At 45.6% G+C, this 17,917-nt stretch carries 10 protein-coding genes; 6 read left to right on the forward strand and 4 right to left on the reverse strand.

The genetic code is table 11. The features are described from left to right. Window positions 1–89: 89 nt before the first annotated feature. The 6 genes from OW495_RS09215 to OW495_RS09240 all read left to right on the forward strand — a co-directional run bounded on the left by OW495_RS09215 (window position 90) and on the right by OW495_RS09240 (window position 6,552). Window positions 90–995, forward strand: coding sequence for a DUF72 domain-containing protein (locus OW495_RS09215; protein WP_076668898.1), 906 nt, complete (start codon window positions 90–92; stop codon window positions 993–995). A 139-nt stretch (window positions 996–1,134) separates the two neighbouring features. After that, entirely contained in the window at window positions 1,135–1,863 is a 729-nt protein-coding gene (gene cmoA, locus OW495_RS09220) for a carboxy-S-adenosyl-L-methionine synthase CmoA (RefSeq protein WP_017105755.1), read from the forward strand. Window positions 1,864–2,045: 182 nt separating this feature from the next. After that, window positions 2,046–3,017, forward strand: coding sequence for a tRNA 5-methoxyuridine(34)/uridine 5-oxyacetic acid(34) synthase CmoB (gene cmoB, locus OW495_RS09225; RefSeq protein WP_017105756.1), 972 nt, complete (start codon window positions 2,046–2,048; stop codon window positions 3,015–3,017). Window positions 3,018–3,304: 287 nt separating this feature from the next. Continuing rightward, window positions 3,305–4,045, forward strand: coding sequence for an ATP-dependent zinc protease (locus OW495_RS09230; RefSeq protein WP_065103269.1), 741 nt, complete (start codon window positions 3,305–3,307; stop codon window positions 4,043–4,045). Between the two features lie 17 nt (window positions 4,046–4,062). Beyond that, on the forward strand, window positions 4,063–5,568 hold the full coding sequence (locus OW495_RS09235) for an inactive transglutaminase family protein (protein WP_017105757.1): 1,506 nt from the start codon (window positions 4,063–4,065) through the stop codon (window positions 5,566–5,568). Window positions 5,569–5,571: 3 nt separating this feature from the next. Beyond that, window positions 5,572–6,552 carry an alpha-L-glutamate ligase-like protein gene (locus OW495_RS09240; protein ID WP_017105758.1) on the forward strand — a complete coding sequence of 327 codons (981 nt, stop codon included), beginning with the start codon at window positions 5,572–5,574 and terminating at the stop codon, window positions 6,550–6,552. 138 nt (window positions 6,553–6,690) lie between these two features. Here the strand turns inward: OW495_RS09240 and fdhF are convergent, their stop codons facing one another. The 4 genes from fdhF to mukF all read right to left on the reverse strand — a co-directional run bounded on the left by fdhF (window position 6,691) and on the right by mukF (window position 17,830). Further along, window positions 6,691–10,920 carry a formate dehydrogenase subunit alpha gene (gene fdhF / locus OW495_RS09245; protein WP_102514508.1) on the reverse strand — a complete coding sequence of 1,410 codons (4,230 nt, stop codon included), beginning with the start codon at window positions 10,918–10,920 and terminating at the stop codon, window positions 6,691–6,693. A gap of 334 nt (window positions 10,921–11,254) precedes the next feature. Beyond that, complete coding sequence (mukB, locus tag OW495_RS09250; protein WP_102514509.1) at window positions 11,255–15,715, reverse strand: chromosome partition protein MukB; 4,461 nt, start codon at window positions 15,713–15,715, stop codon at window positions 11,255–11,257. After that, on the reverse strand, window positions 15,712–16,512 hold the full coding sequence (gene mukE, locus OW495_RS09255) for a chromosome partition protein MukE (protein WP_076668906.1): 801 nt from the start codon (window positions 16,510–16,512) through the stop codon (window positions 15,712–15,714). The genes mukB and mukE overlap by 4 nt, the downstream gene beginning before the upstream one ends. After that, window positions 16,493–17,830, reverse strand: a complete 1,338-nt coding sequence (gene mukF / locus OW495_RS09260) for a chromosome partition protein MukF (RefSeq protein WP_102514510.1) — start codon at window positions 17,828–17,830, stop codon at window positions 16,493–16,495. Before mukF ends, mukE begins: the two co-directional genes overlap by 20 nt. Window positions 17,831–17,917: the final 87 nt, after the last annotated feature.

Genomic DNA, 17,917 nt, shown 5'->3' on the forward strand with positions numbered 1-17,917 from the left:
AATCAGCAAAACTCTCGTACAGTAGATTTTCGTTTCAAACCAAAAACTTTTTGTAATGACTGATAGCGTGATGAATAACGGTGTAATAGATGGATGATCGTGTAATAACAACAGAAACTTTACCTCTAAGACTTGGGTTAACAATGTGGTCTCATTCCGAGTGGCAAAGTCAGTTTTATGGTAAAGGAACAAAACCCGCTGAGCGCTTAGAAAAATACACCCAAGTTTTTCATACCGTTGAAGGCAACACGACTTTCTATGCGACACCCAGTATCTCAACGGTCAATAACTGGAAAGCCGCGAGTCACGATGATTTCAAGTTTACTTTTAAGCTGCCTAAGTTCATCACCCACCAGCAGCACTTAAAACATTGCCAAGCCGAACTCAAAGAATTTCTGCTCACCATGTCGCCCCTACATAGACGCATTGGTCAGTGGACGATTCAATTGCCCCATAGCTTCGAACCCAGCATGCTTCCTGCCCTGCAAAAATTTTGTACCTTATTTCCAAAAGACATGCAGCTCGGCGTTGAAGTTCGTCACCTTGGCTTCTTTGATAAAGGCGATGCCGAAAAACGCTTCAATCATTGGTTAATAGAAGAAGGGATCAATCGCATCATCATGGATAGCCGCCCTGTTTTCTCCGCACCACCAACCACAGAAGCGGTAATCGACGCGCATCAAAAGAAACCACGTGTTCCGGTTCATGCCATTGCGACGGCAAACAATCCGATGGTTCGCTTTATTGGTCATCCAGATCAGGAACCCAATCTCGCTTTCTTTAAACCTTGGTTTGCGAAATTACCGACTTGGTTAAATGAAGGAAAACAACCTTATTTAATGATCCACACCCCAGACAACAATCACGCTCCTGAATTGGCGATTGCTATCTATAAGCAATTACAGACGCAAGTTGCTGAACATACACAGATAACCTTGCCTAATTTGGCGGAGTTTCCTGCTCAAAAAGGTGACCATCAAATCTCGATGTTTTGATAGTAAACAACCACTAACATGCGTTCACTTTCATCAATCTCAGTTTTCGTGACACAAGCGATTTTTTTACGTAAAATACGTCCCCTTTTATTTGGTACGAATTCTGTGCCGATTACGCTGACTGTCGAGAGAGAATGCAATGAGCAACAAAGACAATATCTTTTCCGCTCCCATTGATAAAATTGGTGATTTCACCTTTGATGCAAGGGTTGCTGAAGTATTCCCAGATATGATTCAACGCTCGGTTCCTGGATATAGCAATATCATCTCTGCTATTGGCATGTTAGCTGAACGCTTCGTAAAACCACACTCAAACATCTACGACTTGGGTTGCTCTCTTGGCGCAGCAACGCTTTCAATGCGCCGTCACATCCAACAAGAAGGCTGTACGATTTTTGCTGTCGATAATTCGGAAGCCATGGTTGAACGCTGTAAGCTGCATGTAAACGCCTACCGAAGCGATACGCCAGTCGAAGTTATCGAAGCTGATATCCGTGAAATCGAGATTAAAGACGCTTCAGTGGTTGTGTTGAACTTCACCTTGCAGTTCTTATCACCAGACGACCGCTACGCTCTGCTTGAAAAGATCCATGCTGGATTACGTCCGGGCGGTATTTTGATTCTGTCAGAAAAGTTTGTGTTCGAAGATGAAAGTTCAAATGAACTGCTTATCGACCTGCACCATGATTTCAAACGTGCCAACGGATACAGCGAGCTCGAAGTCAGCCAAAAACGCAGTGCTATCGAAAATGTGATGCGTCCAGACTCGATTCCAGTTCATAAGCAACGTTTTGAAAAGATTGGCTTCTCAAGTAGCGAAGTGTGGTTCCAATGCTTCAACTTCGGTTCGATGTTCGCGATTAAATAGCGCACATACCCAGTCAGCTCGTACTAAAACGTCATCCTCAAGAACGAGGAACGAGCGAGTTGGGAATCTCTATCAAGTACGATAAACCGAGATCCCCTATCATGTTCGTCCCTCACTGTAGGGAATGACAAATTTAATTTTTATTTTAGGGTTTATTGACCCTATTAACTCAGTGAAAAACTATGTTTAATTTTGCCAATTTTTATCAACTCATTGCCCAAGACACTCGCCTACAGCCGTGGCTCAATGTTCTTCCTCAACAGCTGACGGATTGGCAAAATGCAGAGCACGGTGACTTTGACCGTTGGTTACGTGCACTGAATAAAATCCCGCAAGGCGTGCCTGATCAAGTTGATTTAAAAAACTCTGTGACTATCGGCAGCAGCACACCATTTCAAACGGGTGAACTTAAAAAGCTAGAAAGCTTATTAAAGACGTTCCACCCTTGGCGCAAAGGTCCTTACACCGTTCATGACATTCATATCGATACAGAATGGCGCAGCGACTGGAAATGGGACCGTGTACTTCCGCATATTTCACCGCTTAAAAACCGTTCAGTACTCGATGTAGGTTGCGGTAATGGCTACCACATGTGGCGTATGTTAGGTGAAGGTGCTCGTTTGACCGTCGGTATCGACCCATCCCACCTTTTCCTTGTTCAGTTTGAAGCCATCCGTAAGCTGATGGGCGATGACCAACGCGCTCATCTTTTACCTTTAGGTATTGAACAACTGCCAAAACTGGAAGCTTACGACACTGTATTCAGCATGGGTGTGCTTTACCACCGACGTTCACCGCTTGATCATTTGATTCAACTAAAAGACCAATTGGTATCTGGTGGCGAACTGGTACTTGAAACGTTAGTGATTGAAGGTGACGAAAACGCTGTTCTTGTGCCTGTTGACCGCTACGCGCAAATGAGAAACGTGTACTTCTTCCCATCTGCTCGCGCACTGAAACGCTGGCTTGAACAAGTAGGCTTTGAAGACGTTCGCATCGTTGATGAAAATGTTACGACAGTTGGCGAACAACGCACAACAGAATGGATGACACACAACTCTTTGCCAGATTACTTAGACCCGAATGATCCAAGTAAAACGGTTGAAGGTCACCCAGCGCCGAGACGTGCAGTTCTTGTGGCGACAAAGCCATAAATTCGTTACCCCAAACTATTATTCTGGTGACCACCGAATAATCGTTTGGGGTAGCAGTGAAGCCATCACATCTGTCGCAGTAAACTTTGACTTAATAGCGCGTAAATTGAACAAAAATTGACTTATGTTTAATAAGTGAGCTATTTCAATTGGCGATAACTGGCGCAGCGCTCACATTGCGATTCAATATGACCAGACTCTTACATTAGGATGCTTCACGCATCCTTTTTTGTAGGCTAAACTTCTAAATAGTCTGAACTATTCTCTAATTTCCAAAGGTTTTTTTTATGTTTAAGCGATTATCGCCAATTGTGGCGGTTGGTTTGCTCTCTGGCTGTACCCTCACCAATGGTGCGGCCTACCACCAAGAAACTCTCGACGCTATTGCCCGCTCAGAGACAAACATCGCAAATAAGGTTCAAAACCTTGAACTGCAAGTCAGCAATCAAAGTGATTATATAGAAAGCTTAGAAGAGGAAGTTATCACCCTTTCTAACCAATTAGATGTTCACCTAACGAGCATGGAACACAAAGTTATTGAACAGCTAGAGGAAGAAGAACCTGTAGCAGTGACAACCCCACCTATCGCTCCTACATCACAACCGACCATCCTTGGCGGAATCGAAAAAGTATCCATTGATTCTATCAACCAAAGCTTTGATGCACGTGTTGATACCGGCGCAACAACCTCTTCTTTAAATGCTGTAGACATCAAAGAATTCGAGCGTAACGGTAAAGACTGGGTGAAGTTCCACTTAGCAGATAAAGCACAATCGCCAGAAGACCAGAAATGGATTGAAGCACCTGTTGTACGTTTTGTGAAAATCCGCCAATCAACCAATGATCAGACAGAACGTAGAGCTGTGATTGAATTATGGGTGAAAGTTGGAAAAATCCATGAAAAAGCGCAATTTACATTGGCGGATCGCTCTCAAATGAGTCACCCTGTATTACTAGGGCGCGAATTTATCAAAGACATAGCGCTAGTAGATGTAAGTAAAAAATACGTACAAACGGAAGTTAAATAACAATAGTAGGGTAAGCTATGACGTCAAGAATTCCATTTTATATCTCAATTTTCCTGCTCATCGTAGCAGGTATAACACTGAGTATGTTCAGACATACAACCTACGGTGTACCCTGGACTCCAGGCGAAACTAATCAGGTTTGGGACATTGAAGCTCGTATCGAATTCAATGCAGTGGGCAAAGAAGCAAAAGTTTCACTAGCGGCACCTCACACACAGTCTAACTTTACACTTATCGGCGAGTCAGCTTCATCACCAGGCTACGGCATTTCATACTTGAACACAGATTCAGGTCGCCGAGCTGAGTGGTCAATTCGTCACGCAGATGGCCCGCAAACTATCTACTACAAGACACAGTTCTTAGTCGATAGCCAAGCGAACGTTACCTCAACACCTCCAGAAGGTGAAGTGGCTCAACCAAGCTTTGACGGCCCTGAAGAAGCTGCAGCTCTTGCTTTGATTGACAGAGCAACCAAGCGTTCAGCAGACAACATCACCTTTACTCGTGAGTTAATCAAAACGCTTAACGATCCAGACAGCCAAAACTCAGCGCTGATTCTGAATAACATGACTAAAGTGGAAGCGACACACAAGCTACTTTCTGCCGCTAAAATCCACAACAAAGTCGTCGGTGTTATTGAACTGGAAGACGGACGTCGTCGTCAATCAATCCAACATATGAACCAAATTTGGGATAATAACCAGTGGGTTCTATTCTCTCCTGAATCTAGCGAGCAACAAGTTCAACCAAACCTACTCATCTGGGACGAATCAAATGTCTCTCTATTAGATGTAGTGGGCGGCCAGAACAGTAAAGTTCACTTCTCGATGATTGCTCAGGAAATTTCACCAACAGAAGCAACCAGCAGTAAAGTCTCTGCCGATCAGCTGTTGAACCTGTCGATCCACAGCCTACCGTTAGAAGAGCAAGCGATGTTTAAAACCATCATGCTGATTCCAATTGGTGCGCTTATCGTTGTGTTCCTGCGAGTTATCATCGGTCTTAAGACTTCTGGTACATTCATGCCCGTTCTGATTGCCGTGGCATTCGTTCAAACGCAGTTGGTGACAGGTATTGTTGGCTTCCTACTGATTGTTGGTACTGGTCTTATAATTCGAAGTTACTTATCCAAACTCAACCTCTTGCTTGTGGCCAGGATATCCGCCGTAATTATTACGGTAATTATGATTATCTCGATATTTACTGTCGTCGCATTTAAAATCGGACTCACCGAAGGCCTATCGATTACGTTCTTCCCAATGATCATCTTGTCTTGGACTATCGAACGTATGTCTATCCTTTGGGAAGAAGAAGGCGCGAAAGAAGTTGTACTACAAGGTGGCGGCTCACTATTTACCGCGGTACTTGTTTACTTAGGTATGACTAACCCGTTCATTCAACACTTAACGTTCAACTTTATTGGTTTGCAGCTTGTAATTCTAGCGACCATCTTGCTACTAGGTAACTACACAGGCTACCGCCTAACCGAGCTTCGTCGCTTTAAACCGCTAGCGGAGGACTAAGTTATGTTTGATCAATTTACTTCACCGTTTAAGTTGAAAGACAAAGGCATAATGGGGATGAACAAGCGTAACCATAGTTATATTGGTCGCTATAATGATCGTTCCAAGTATCCACTCGTTGATGACAAGCTTAAGACTAAGATTATTGCTGAACAGGCTGGTGCAACCGTACCAAAGTTGATTGGCGTAATTGGTCACCAAGCTGAAGTAAAAACAATCCATAAAATGGTTAAAGAGTGGCCTGGCTTTGTTATTAAGCCAGCACAAGGAAGTGGCGGTAAAGGCATCCTTGTCGTGATCTCTCATAAAGATGGGGTTTACACTAAACCATCGGGTTCAACCATTAACGAAGAAGACGTAGAGCGCCACATAAGTAATGCTCTAGCCGGTCTTTTCTCGCTAGGTGGTAAGAACGATGTAGCTGTAGTTGAAAACCTCATCAAGTTTGATGAGTGTTTCGAAGGCTTCAGTTACGAAGGCGTGCCAGATGTACGAATCATCGTATTTAAAGGCTACCCTGTGATGGCAATGATGCGCCTTTCTACCTCAGCTTCTGACGGCAAGGCAAACTTGCACCAAGGTGCTGTGGGTGTCGGTATTTGCATCGCGACCGGGAAAGCCGTGCGTGCGGTTCAGTTTGACCAACCAGTAACTCATCACCCAGATACAGGGAAAGAGTTGGCGGCACTTCAAGTGCCGCATTGGGAGAAACTACTGACTCTTGCATCTAGCGCTTGGGAAATGACAGGTCTTGGTTACATGGGTACTGACATGGTTTTAGACCAAGAAGAAGGCCCAATGGTACTGGAGCTTAATGCTCGACCTGGATTAGCAATACAGATTGCAAACGGCGCAGGTTTATTGCCTCGCTTGCATCATATTGAAAATCTAGGTACACCTGCTGAATACCCAAAAGCTGCAGAGCGCGTTGCCTACGCTGCTAAGCAATTTGGTGTTCACGGTAGCGAAATTGTATCAAGCTAATCTAAATGAAGAGCTAACCAAGTTAACCTTGGTCACTGAGTAAGTAATTCGATGCCTAATCGAGTTCAATAGAAAAGCCGCATAACTCTGAGAGTTACGCGGCTTTTTAATGTCTGAAATTTAAGTTAGCGTATTAAGCTAGGCCTCTGTTGCTTCAATTTCAGGCTTACGGATTGGATCAATACGCACAGCCGCTACTTTAAACTCTGGGATCTTGGCATGTGGATCCGTCGCTGTCGTCGTCAAGCGGTTCACCGGAGATTCCACAAAATGGAATGGAATAAACACCACCCCCTTCTGCATTCTCTTAGTGACAAAAGCAGCAATCTCTATCTCACCACGACGTGTCGAGACTTTTAACATCTGTCCATTGGAGATCCCTAACGCTTCAGCATCATGAACGCTGACCATTGCTCGCGGTCCGGCTAAGTTGTCTAACCCTTTTGTTTTGCGAGTCATGGTACCCGTATGGAACTGCTCCAGCACACGTCCCGTTGTTAGCACTAATGGGTATTCTGAATCTGGTAGCTCTGCCGCATATCGAAACGGAATGGCTTCCATTTGACCACGCCCACGAGTGAATTGAGTTTGGTGCATGATACGAGTACCGTCAGGGTTGTTCTTATTACTCGGCCACTGAACACCATTCACTGTAATATTCTCCCAACGTAAGCCACCATACTGCGGTGTCACTCTTGCTATCTCATTGGTGATATCGGCAACGGTGTTATAGTCCCAACCGCCACCCAATGCGTTGGCTAGCATCTGAATAATCACCCAGTCTTCTTTCGCTTCACCGGGAGGATTAACCGCAGGGTTAATACGCTGAACACGTCGCTCAGTATTAGTAAAGTGCCCCGACTTTTCAGCAAACGAGCAAGATGGCAGAACCACGTCTGCATACTGCGCAGTTTCGGTTAAGAAGATGTCTTGAACGACAAGGAAATCCAGCGCTTCAAGCCCTTCAATCACGTGAGCTTGGTTCGGGTCACTGAGCACTGGGTTTTCGCCCATCACGTATAAACCACGTACGTCACGGTGACACGCCGCATCTATGATCTCGGTGAGTGTTAGTCCCGTTTCAGCAGGTAAATCGGAAACTCCCCACTCCATCGCAAATTTTTGACGAACCATTGGGTTATAGACTTTCTGATAACCCGGTAGATTGTTTGGCAACGCGCCCATGTCACATGCACCCTGAACATTGGATTGACCACGTAATGGGTTGATACCACCACCTTCAATACCGATATTGCCACACAGGAGTTGCAGGTTAGCAATCGAGCGAACGTTATCGTGCCCTGTGGTGTGTTGCGTAATACCCATTGAGTAATACACAGCTGTGCGTTCTGCGGTACCAATCAAACGCGCCATCGCGAAGATATCTTCGGCTTTCACACCAGTCACTAGTTCCACTTTGTCTAAGGAATAGCTTGGCGACATCACCTCTTGTAACAAGGTATCAAAGCCATCAACTCGGTCTTCAATATACTCTTGATCATACCAACCGTGCTTGATGATCTGTTGCATCACACCATTGATCAACATAACGTCAGTACCCGGTCGATGCGCTAAATAGAGTTCAGCATGATCGGCGATATCGATCCTTTTTGGATCGGCGACAATAAGACGAGCGCCACCATGTCTCACCGCTTGCTTGATGTGCGAACCAATAATTGGGTGCGCCGAGGTGGTGTCTGACCCAATAATAAAGATCACATCTGAGTGCTTGATGCTTGGAATATCATTGGTCATCGCCCCACTGCCCAGAGAAGCTTCAAGCCCAGTTACGGTTGAAGCATGGCAAAGACGAGCGCAGTGGTCGACGTTGTTAGTTCCAAGCTCACGGCGGATGAATTTTTGGAAAGCATAATTGTCTTCGTTGGTGGTTTTAGCCGATGAGAACCCCGCTAGAGCATTACTGCCAAAGCCTTGTTTAATCGCAGTAAATTTATCAGCGATCAATTTAATCGCTTCATCCCAACTTGCGGGTTGTAGCCAGCCATCTTTGCGGATTAATGGTGTGGTTAAACGCGCATCGCTGCCGACAAAGTCGAAACCAAATCGCCCTTTCACACACAACATCCCTTCATTAACTGGAGAGTCGCCACCTTCGATATAACGGATTTTGTTTTTCTTCTCGTCGACATGCACAGTGAGTTTGCAACCCACACCACAATAGGTGCAGATGGTGTCGACTTTCTTAAGTAAGTCTGTGTCACCTTGCTTTCTGTCACGGGCATCCACCATTGCGCCTGTCGGGCATGCCTGAACGCATGAGCCACATTGCACACAGTTAGAATCGCCCATTAAGGCCTTATCGGCCCCGAAGTTAGGACGACACTCAGGCCTCGACGCAGGCTTACCATCTGATTGGTTCATGAAGCTTAAAACGCCATGAACATTCTGTTCACGGCACGCTTGAATACACTGACCGCAACTGATGCAGCGATTGGCATCAAAAATGATGAATTCAGAGCTGTCATCAACCGCGAATTTTTGTCTTGTTAAACCGACCTTAGTTTCTTCCGCGCGAATCGCTTGCCAACTGTCGTTAGAAGCCACATCGATTTTGTATTCTGGATGCGTTTGCGTTGCCTTGTATTCAGTCGAATAGTCTCGCAGGTCGCAATCGGTATTGGCTTGGCAACCACACTCTAAACACCTTGCTGCTTCAGCTATCGCATCGGTATTATCAAAGCCAGTTTCCACTTCTTCAAAACTTTGCTCGCGCTGCTCTGGTGTGAGCTCTGGCATGATCTTACGAGCCATTCGCTGTATCGATTTATATTGCTCTGGATCAACGGCTTTTAGCTGCTTTTGCTTTCTTGAATTGAAAGGCTTGGTAGGGATCTGGTTCATGTCACCATTAAAGAATCGGTCGATCGCTTGCGCAGCAATTCGGCCATCTCCCACCGCTTCGACAGCAGTTGCAGGTCCACGTCGGAAATCGCCAATACTGAAGATATTGCCTGTTCCCGTGTGCATGGTTTGTGGATCAGCGTCAGCGGTATTCCAACGCGTTAACGGGATTTCTAGTGACTCATTGTCCATAAAGCTCAGATCAGGCTTTTGCGACACGGCAGCAATCACGGTATCGAAAGCCTCAACAAAAAACTCCCCCGTCGGTTTCGGGCTTCGTCGACCAGAAGCATCTGCAGGACCAAGTGCCATACGCTCTAACCTGATTTCAGATACATGACCATTTTCATCCGCGATATTTTCAGCTGGATTGGTCAAGAAGTGGAATTTGACGCCTTCGTGTTCGGCTTCTTCAATTTCGTAGTCTTCCGCCGGCATCTCATCTCGTGTTCGTCGATAAATTAGCGTGGTATCGGCTCCATCACGGACTGCAGTTCGAGCACAATCAATCGCGGTATTACCACCGCCGATCACTGCGACTTTTTTACCTGTAGTGAAATGCTTGTCGGTCACATAGTCTTTTAGGTAATCGACACCTAGGTAACAACCGGCTAAATCACTTCCGGTGTAATTCATCTCAACGGCTTGTGATGCACCAACCGCTAAACAAACCGCATCGAAGTCGTTGCTTAAATTCGACAATGTAAAATCAACGCCCAACTTTTTGTCACATTCAACGGCCATCCCGTTGCGACACATCAACTCAATTTCTTTATCGAGAATCGACTTTGGTAAGCGATATTCAGGGATACCGTAACGCAGCCAACCACCCGCTTTAGGCATCGACTCATAAACACTGACGTCATACCCCTCATTCGACAGATAATAGCCTGCCGTAAGACCACCGGGGCCACTACCGACGATTGCTACGCGCTTGCCTTTGTTTGGCTTCTTAGGAGGCATGTAGCTCTCTTGAGCCGCTAGATCCGCGTCCGCTGCATGTCGTTTGAGCTGGCGAATCGCGATGGATTCATCGACCAAGTTACGACGACATTCGGTTTCACAGAAAGCAGGACATACACGACCAATCGAAAGCGGCATCGGTAGCGTCTTTTTAATCACCTCTATCGCTTTGATATGATCATTTTGAGCAATATGATGTAGGTAAGATTGGATATCGACGCCAGCAGGGCAAGCGGTTTGGCATGGTGCCTCACAGTCAGCGTAATGATCGGTCATGATGCGGTTCAACGCTTCTTGTCGATGGTTCGTTAACTGTTTTGACTGAGTGGTAATATTCAACCCATTAGACACTTCAAGCTCACAAGAGCGAGTAACGCCAACGCCATCAACTTCAACGACACACAAATCACACGGTACTTTATCCGCTGTTTTGTTCAAACCACATAAAGATGGGATCTCCAAACCACATGTTTTTGCCGCTTCAAGAACGGTTTGCCCTTGCTCGACGATTCGATATTTCCCATCAATAACGATTTGAATCATACCTAAGTCCTACCTTTACCTTTCGCACACGCGAGTTATCAATAATTAAAATTTAAGTAATACAATATTATTAATATTATTAAACCTATGTCATTACCATACATTATTTGTGGTTTTGTGCGTGTGACCTCAAACAAGTTCCATTGATAATAACCATAAGGTATGAGTGGTCTTATCAGTAACTATGAGAGTGGATTGGACGGAGAGTTTGAATGCAGAAAGTTATATTCGAGATACAAAAAAGCCCCTAATGATTAGGGGCTTTGAATAAATATCATTGAGTCGCTGTCGAGCTTATAGCCCGGCTATCAAGGTTATTGTTCAGTTATCAAGGTTATTGCTCAGCTTCTTCGATAAGCTCTTGCACCGGAGACGCTGGTTTGTTTTGAGCAAAACCACGCAGGCCAACAACATGTACATGTTCGTGGTCTTTGAAGACCTTACGAACCAGTTTGTAAGTCGTACCTTTCTCTGGGCTAATGTTCTCTGGCGCAGCAATCAGAAGTTGCATACCTAAACGGTCACACAGTTCAAACAGCGTAGAGATTGACTTAGAATCCAAACGTGCGGCTTCATCAAGGAACAACAAACGACATGGCACAATATCTTTGCTACGAAGTCGACGAGACTCCTCTTCCCAACTCTGGATAACCATCAATAGGATTGACTGACCCGTACCGATCGCCTCACCCGTAGACAGTGCGCCCGATTCCGCTTGTAACCAACCATCTGAACCACGGTTAACTTCAACACTCAGCTCTAGGTAGTTACGGTAATCCAGTAATTCTTCACCAAGAACTTGTGGAGAACGTTGACCCATATCGATATGTGGGTTCACACGTTGGAACAGTTTCGCCATCGCTTCAGAGAAGGTAAAGCGCGTTGATTCGAACAAGTCTTTATGCTGCTCTTGTTGAGTCGCTAGACCTGATAGCAAGATCTCGTGGCTTTCACGGATCTTAACGTTCAAACGCACGCCCTTAACCTGACCAAAGTAGATGTTCGACAGACCTTGGTTGAGCATACGAATACGGTTCTGCTCACGCTGAATCGTTTTCTTGATGATGCTTGCTACCGATTCAGAGCTGATCGCTAAGCGGTTTTCACGCTGCGTCAGTTCTTCTGTTAGACGAGCAAGTTCAACTTCCATCTCTTCGATTGCTTCAACTGGATCATCCGTATGAATGATGTCTTGGCGAATGCGCTCACGAAGATGTTGGTAAACCGCAATGTAGAACAGAACTTTACGCTCTGGATGCGCGTTGTCTTCAGATAGACGCAGCGAATCACGTAGGTCTTCATTGTCAGACACAGCCAAACGCAGTGCACCCAGTGATTTATCCGACATAGAGCGAAGCTCGCCTGCCGTTAGGTAAGCCAACTCACGTTTGTGCAGACGACGTTCAACATCATTCTCACGCGCTAAACGAAGTACTGAACACCAACCCGCTTTCGCTGCAACAACGAAGGTACGAAGCTCGGTGTACTCTTTCTGTACTTTCTTAAGACGCTTAGCCAGTGCTTTCATCTCAAGTTCAGTCGACGTAATGGTACGCTCGTATTCACTCTTACGACCACGTGAAGTGTGTAAACGCTCGTGCAGTTCATCACGACGACGTACAGCACGTTCTTCAGCGCCTTCATCAGCATTTACGCCAAACTCTTGAAGCTCTTGTTTGAACTCTTGAACCGTTTCTTGTTTCGCTTGATGTGAGCTCTTCAGTGCTGCCAATGCTTGGCTGTACTGGTTCATCTGTTCACGAGCTTGCTTCAAGCCATCACGGCCTTTGGTTCTTGCTTGTTCTGCTTGAACCAACTTCGCTTTCAATTGCTCGCTCAGTTCGCTGCTCTTGTTTAGAAGATCAACAGAGTCCGCGTAAGCAAAGTAGTGACGACGTTCGATTAAGTCAGACAGAGCAAACACTTTGCCTTTCAAGCTTTGTAGAGCTTGGTCGGCTTGTTGGTATTGCGCTTCTAGTGCCTCGAACTGTTCAGGATCAGCGTCAAGTGCTGAAACGATCTGCTCTAAAGACGCCAATGCTTTACCATGGTTGTTCAGGTACGACTTCGCTTCACTCAAGCGCTCTAGTTGCGCTTCCAATTCAGCAAGACGTTCAACCAATGTTTCGTCTTCTAAAATACGAACCATTGGTGCTAATTTATCTAGCGCACCGATTGCCTGCTTGCTTTGTAGAAGCTGGCTGCGTTGCTGTTGTTCTTTAGAGTCTAGCTCTGCCAGAGAACGAACAATTTGGTTACGCTTATCGCGAATAGACACTAGCGCCTGTTCAGGATCGGCGTTAAAAGCAACGTGTAGGTGTTTAGCAACAAAGCTATTGAATGCTTGGTATAGGCGATTCAGCTTTTGTGCATCAAACGCCGCTTTCGCATGGTTTTCCACAACAACATCACGCTCTTCGCGTAATTTCTCTAATCGTTGCTCACGAGCAGCGCGACCAAACAATGGGATCTCAGGGAAACGAGAGTAACGCATTTGGCGATCGTTCAGCTGAACACACACCGCGCCTTCTAATTCGTCAGCATTGAATGAGCTGTCATCAAATGCATCGACATCGCCTTCAAGGATGTAAAGGTCGTCTGGACAATCTTCAAGATCCACCAGTTTCTCTTTAATACCATCAAGATCAGACACAACAATCGCGTGACGAGCCGGGCCATACATCGCACTGAAATACGGTGCATCACCAATGGTAATGTCGTCATAGATCTCAGAAAGCAGCACACCACCAAGGGTATCAGCTAGGCCTTTCAAGCGAGGATCATTAGAACCACCCGGAGACGCTAAGCGTTCAATCTCTTGTTCAAGTTGCGCACGACGAGTCGCTAATTGATCTTTCGCGACCGCTTGAGATTTTTCGCCTTCAAGCACTTGCTGCATTTGAGTCATCACCGCTTGGCTATCTTCTAGCTCAGCATCCGTTTGATCTCTTAATGTCTCAAGCGCGTCGTTGGCAGTGATCCATGCTGGAGCAATTGACTCCAGTTTTTGAATTTCTTGATCGTGATTTTGTTGAACACGACGTTGCTCACTCTTAGATTCACGCAGTTCTTCTTGAGCGTACTCAAGAGACTCGATCTGCATAGCATGACGTTCGCGTTCTTCATCAAAGATCGCTTCATCCGTGAGTAACACGTTGTGTTGCTTTTGGTATTCAGTCGCTAGCTCTTTAGCTTGACGCTGCTGCGCTACATCACGAGCCATATCGCGGTGCTGTGCACGCCACTGCTGTTCGTTTTCAACAACGTGTTTTGCGTTACGGCCTTTCTCTAACGCTTGTTTAGCGCTGTGAGAGGCATCTTTACGCTCAACATCACCAACAATGCTTTTAACAAGAGACAGCGCTTTGTCGAACTGTGCAGAAGCAGCAGAAGACATGTCTAGCTTATGTTTAGTCGACAGTAGCGTTTGAGTGCTTGATTCTTCTTGTGCTTTTAGCTCAGAAACCAAAGTTAATGCGCTTTCTGCGGTAATAGAGTCGTCACCCAACAACTGCTTGGTTTTTTCTAACGCTTGAACGGCTTGTTGGTATTGAAGTGCACGAGTCTGCTGAACATCCAACGCTTGTTGGTAGTCAGCAAGCTGAGTTTTCAGGCTATCCACTTCTTCTTCAGTAATGGTTGCCTGCTCTTCAGCAAGAAGTACTCGTTCTTGAGCTTCTTCAACCACCATCATCTGTTCTTCTAGACGCTCGTTAAGCTCTTCTAGATCTTCGCTGTAGCGAGCAATTTTCTCTTGCTGACGAAGTGCAGTTTGAACCAACTGAAGATGATCCGAAGCCGCTTGATAATCTTGCTCAAGTGCAGATTCTTGATCAACCAATTGCTCCAACTCTTCTTGAACTCGATTCAACAGGTTGTTTTGATTAAGCAAGGTTTCACGCGAACCAAACAATTCACCACGGAACTTCATGGTTTGATCAAGCTTATTACGGCGATCATTCGCGTGACGCATGTAGTCAGCTGCCACGTAATTGGTCGATTCTGTGATCAAGTGTTTGAACAAGTCACGATCCGACTGAGTCGTTTTGATCGCTTCAAGTGTCATACGGTTTTCGCGAAGTGCTGATTCCATGTCTTGGAATGCTTTCTTCACACCACCATTTTGTGGCAGAAGGTAATCACGCAGTGAACGCGTAATTGCACTTGAGATACCACCATAAAGCGATGCTTCAATCAGACGGTAGAACTTAGAACGGTCGCTACTGTTACGCAGTTTCTTCGGTACCACACCGTATTCAAACATCTGTGAGTGGTAATCAACAATCGAAAAAAATGCTTTAAAGTGAGCGCCTTCGTATTGCGCTACCGCCGCTTTCACGTCATTCAACTGGCATACGCGAGCATGGCTGTCTGAAACGTTCTGAATCAAAACATCGGTTGGTTTCACATGGCTTGGGAGGCCTTGGATAACAAACGGTTTGATGTCTACTTTCTTATCACGACCCGCTACTTGCTGCAGTTTTACTGCAAACAATAGGCGCTGGTTACGAGAGTTCACAACATCTAACGCGGCATAACACGCGCCAGGTTGAAGCTTACCGTAAAGACCTTTGTCACGAGAGGACTGTGAACTGCCGGCTTCCGTTGTATTACGGAAGTGCAGGAGGCTTTGGTCAGGAATTAACGCTGTGATGAATGCCGCCATTGTGGTCGACTTACCCGCACCGTTACCGCCAGAAAGCGTTGTAACCAATCCATCGATATCAAAAGTACGCGCAAAGAAGCCGTTCCAGTTGATCATGGTTAATGATTGATACTTACCTCTTTCAATCATGCATCACCTTCTACTTTGTTCTGTTCGCCAAGGTTTGATTCATCATCAAAGCCGGCTTGATCGTTAAAAATGTCTTGCTGACCGTTTTCGTCTACGTCTAGTTCTGATGCGGCTTCTGCCTGCTCTTCATTTAGCAAGCTGCCTTGGTTTGGCTCTTGTGTATGAACCACGGCTTCACCATCACGGATAAGACGTAACTGAGCTTCTTTCATGTCATCGCCAACACGAACATCAGCACCAAAACGGAACACCGCTTCACTGATTCGGAATTTGCCCGTTTCACCAATCGCAATCAGCATGCCGATACGACGTAAACGACGTAAAGATGTGCGTACTTTTTCAAAGAGCTTTTCTTTATCCAAGTCAGAACCCGAAGCTCGGTTCGTCGCCAGTTTCATGAGTTTTTTCTCATCAGCTAGCGAAATCAGTTCATCAAATAGCTCATGATTAGTAAAAATACCTTCGTGGGCTAAACGCTCTGGGCTTAGGTACAAAAAACACAATACCTTGCCAACGAGCATATCGAGCTCAGACAAAACGCTTCGGCCAATCAAAGACGTTGAACGCGGACGCAGATAGAAGAAACCTTCAGGCGCTTTCACGAGTTCCGTGTTGTAGCGTTGGTAAAAATGCTGAAGTTCTACTTCGAAATCAGAAAGCAACGCGTGGTTGTCTAAATCTTCTGTTGAAACATGCTTACCTGAACGCAGCATGCTGTCTAGCGCAGGGAACAACGGGTTCGCTATCGCTTTTACCAGTTTCTCTGGCATGTAATCATCAGTACTTGTTAATGACATTTGCTTGTACCTTTGCACCGAAATCGTTGATTGCCTGCCAATCTGGCTGAATAGCCTGATAGTCAGACGCTGAGTAACCTAAGCGCACGGCTTGGTCGACAACAATTCTGGCTAAATCAAAATGGTGTGTGCGAGGGTGTGCTGCGAGGTAATCGCGTAGCACAAGACCAAGATCAATTGGCGCTCCTTGCTGTTTGTGAGCTTTTAACATCTCTGCAATTCGGTCTGAAAGCAGGTCGTTCACTTGCTCGAATTCTTCGTACTCTACGTCGATTGGCGCTTGTCCCATCACTTCGTCATCACGAAGCACCAAGGCTTCATCACGAAGATCGGTGAGCTTTTCAGCATCGGCATAAGTCAGTAGCCAAGGCGCATAAAAGTAGTCGGTAACCGACTGACGTAAGCGTTGGCTAAAGGCACGGTTTTTATCCATATCAATCGCGGTACGGATAAACTTATGCACGTGACGGTCATAACCGATCCATAAGTCGATCGCCTGTTGGCCCCAACTGGTGATTCGATCGAGTTTCATTTGCAAACCAAACAAGGTTTCGCCTACGAACTCGAGTTCATCGTCACCGTACACAATTTCTTGAATATCGAGGATCTGGGTTTGCAGTTCGTCACCGGCCGCTTGCAAGGTATCTTGCAATTCTTTTAGCGTAGCTGAGGTTTCCGATAGCAAAGACTCACAGTTATTGATCGCTTCTCGCCAATCTTTATTAAGCAGATCGGCGATTTGTTGTTTGACGGTTTGTTGCTGCTCGTCCATCACACGCTGGTTTAAATCGATCTGATCGAAGATCTCACCCACTGAATATTTCAAAACGCCATAAACGTTCTTTTGCCAGTGACCAGGTGTTCCGCCTTTTTGCGCAGCTTCAATCGCTTTAGCCATCTCATCTGCAACCATCGAAAGTTGAATCGACAGTTTTAACTTAGAGAATTGACGGTGACGTAAGTAATAATCTGAAATTCCGATCGCAAGTGGAGAAAGACGGTAAATACTTGCACCGTCGGTGATCTCACTAGTAAAACGACTGATCAGTTTTTGTTTAACCAACTCGTTGATAGCGTTGTTTGCACGGAATGCAGACGCTTCGCCGGTATCTTCAAACAGACGAGTGACAATGGTAAATGCATCGTGCAATTCACCTTCACCTAGCTCTTCATCGAACCTTTCATTGCTTAGCACTGCGATAGCAATCAAAAATGCTAAACGCTCTGGCGGCAAGTTTAATGAAAAGTCATGCTGCTTGACCCAGCCTACCAACTCATCAATTGGCTGCTCTTCGGCAGTTTGAGTCATTTCACTCATTGTGGTTCCTGTTACTGTTTTTCGTAATATCGAACATGTTAGATATTACGCCTATTTCTTTATGACGCGGGCTTCTTACGATTGCAT

This window comes from Vibrio sp. 14N.309.X.WAT.E.F5 (assembly GCF_030397615.1).
Lineage (GTDB): Bacteria > Pseudomonadota > Gammaproteobacteria > Enterobacterales > Vibrionaceae > Vibrio > Vibrio lentus.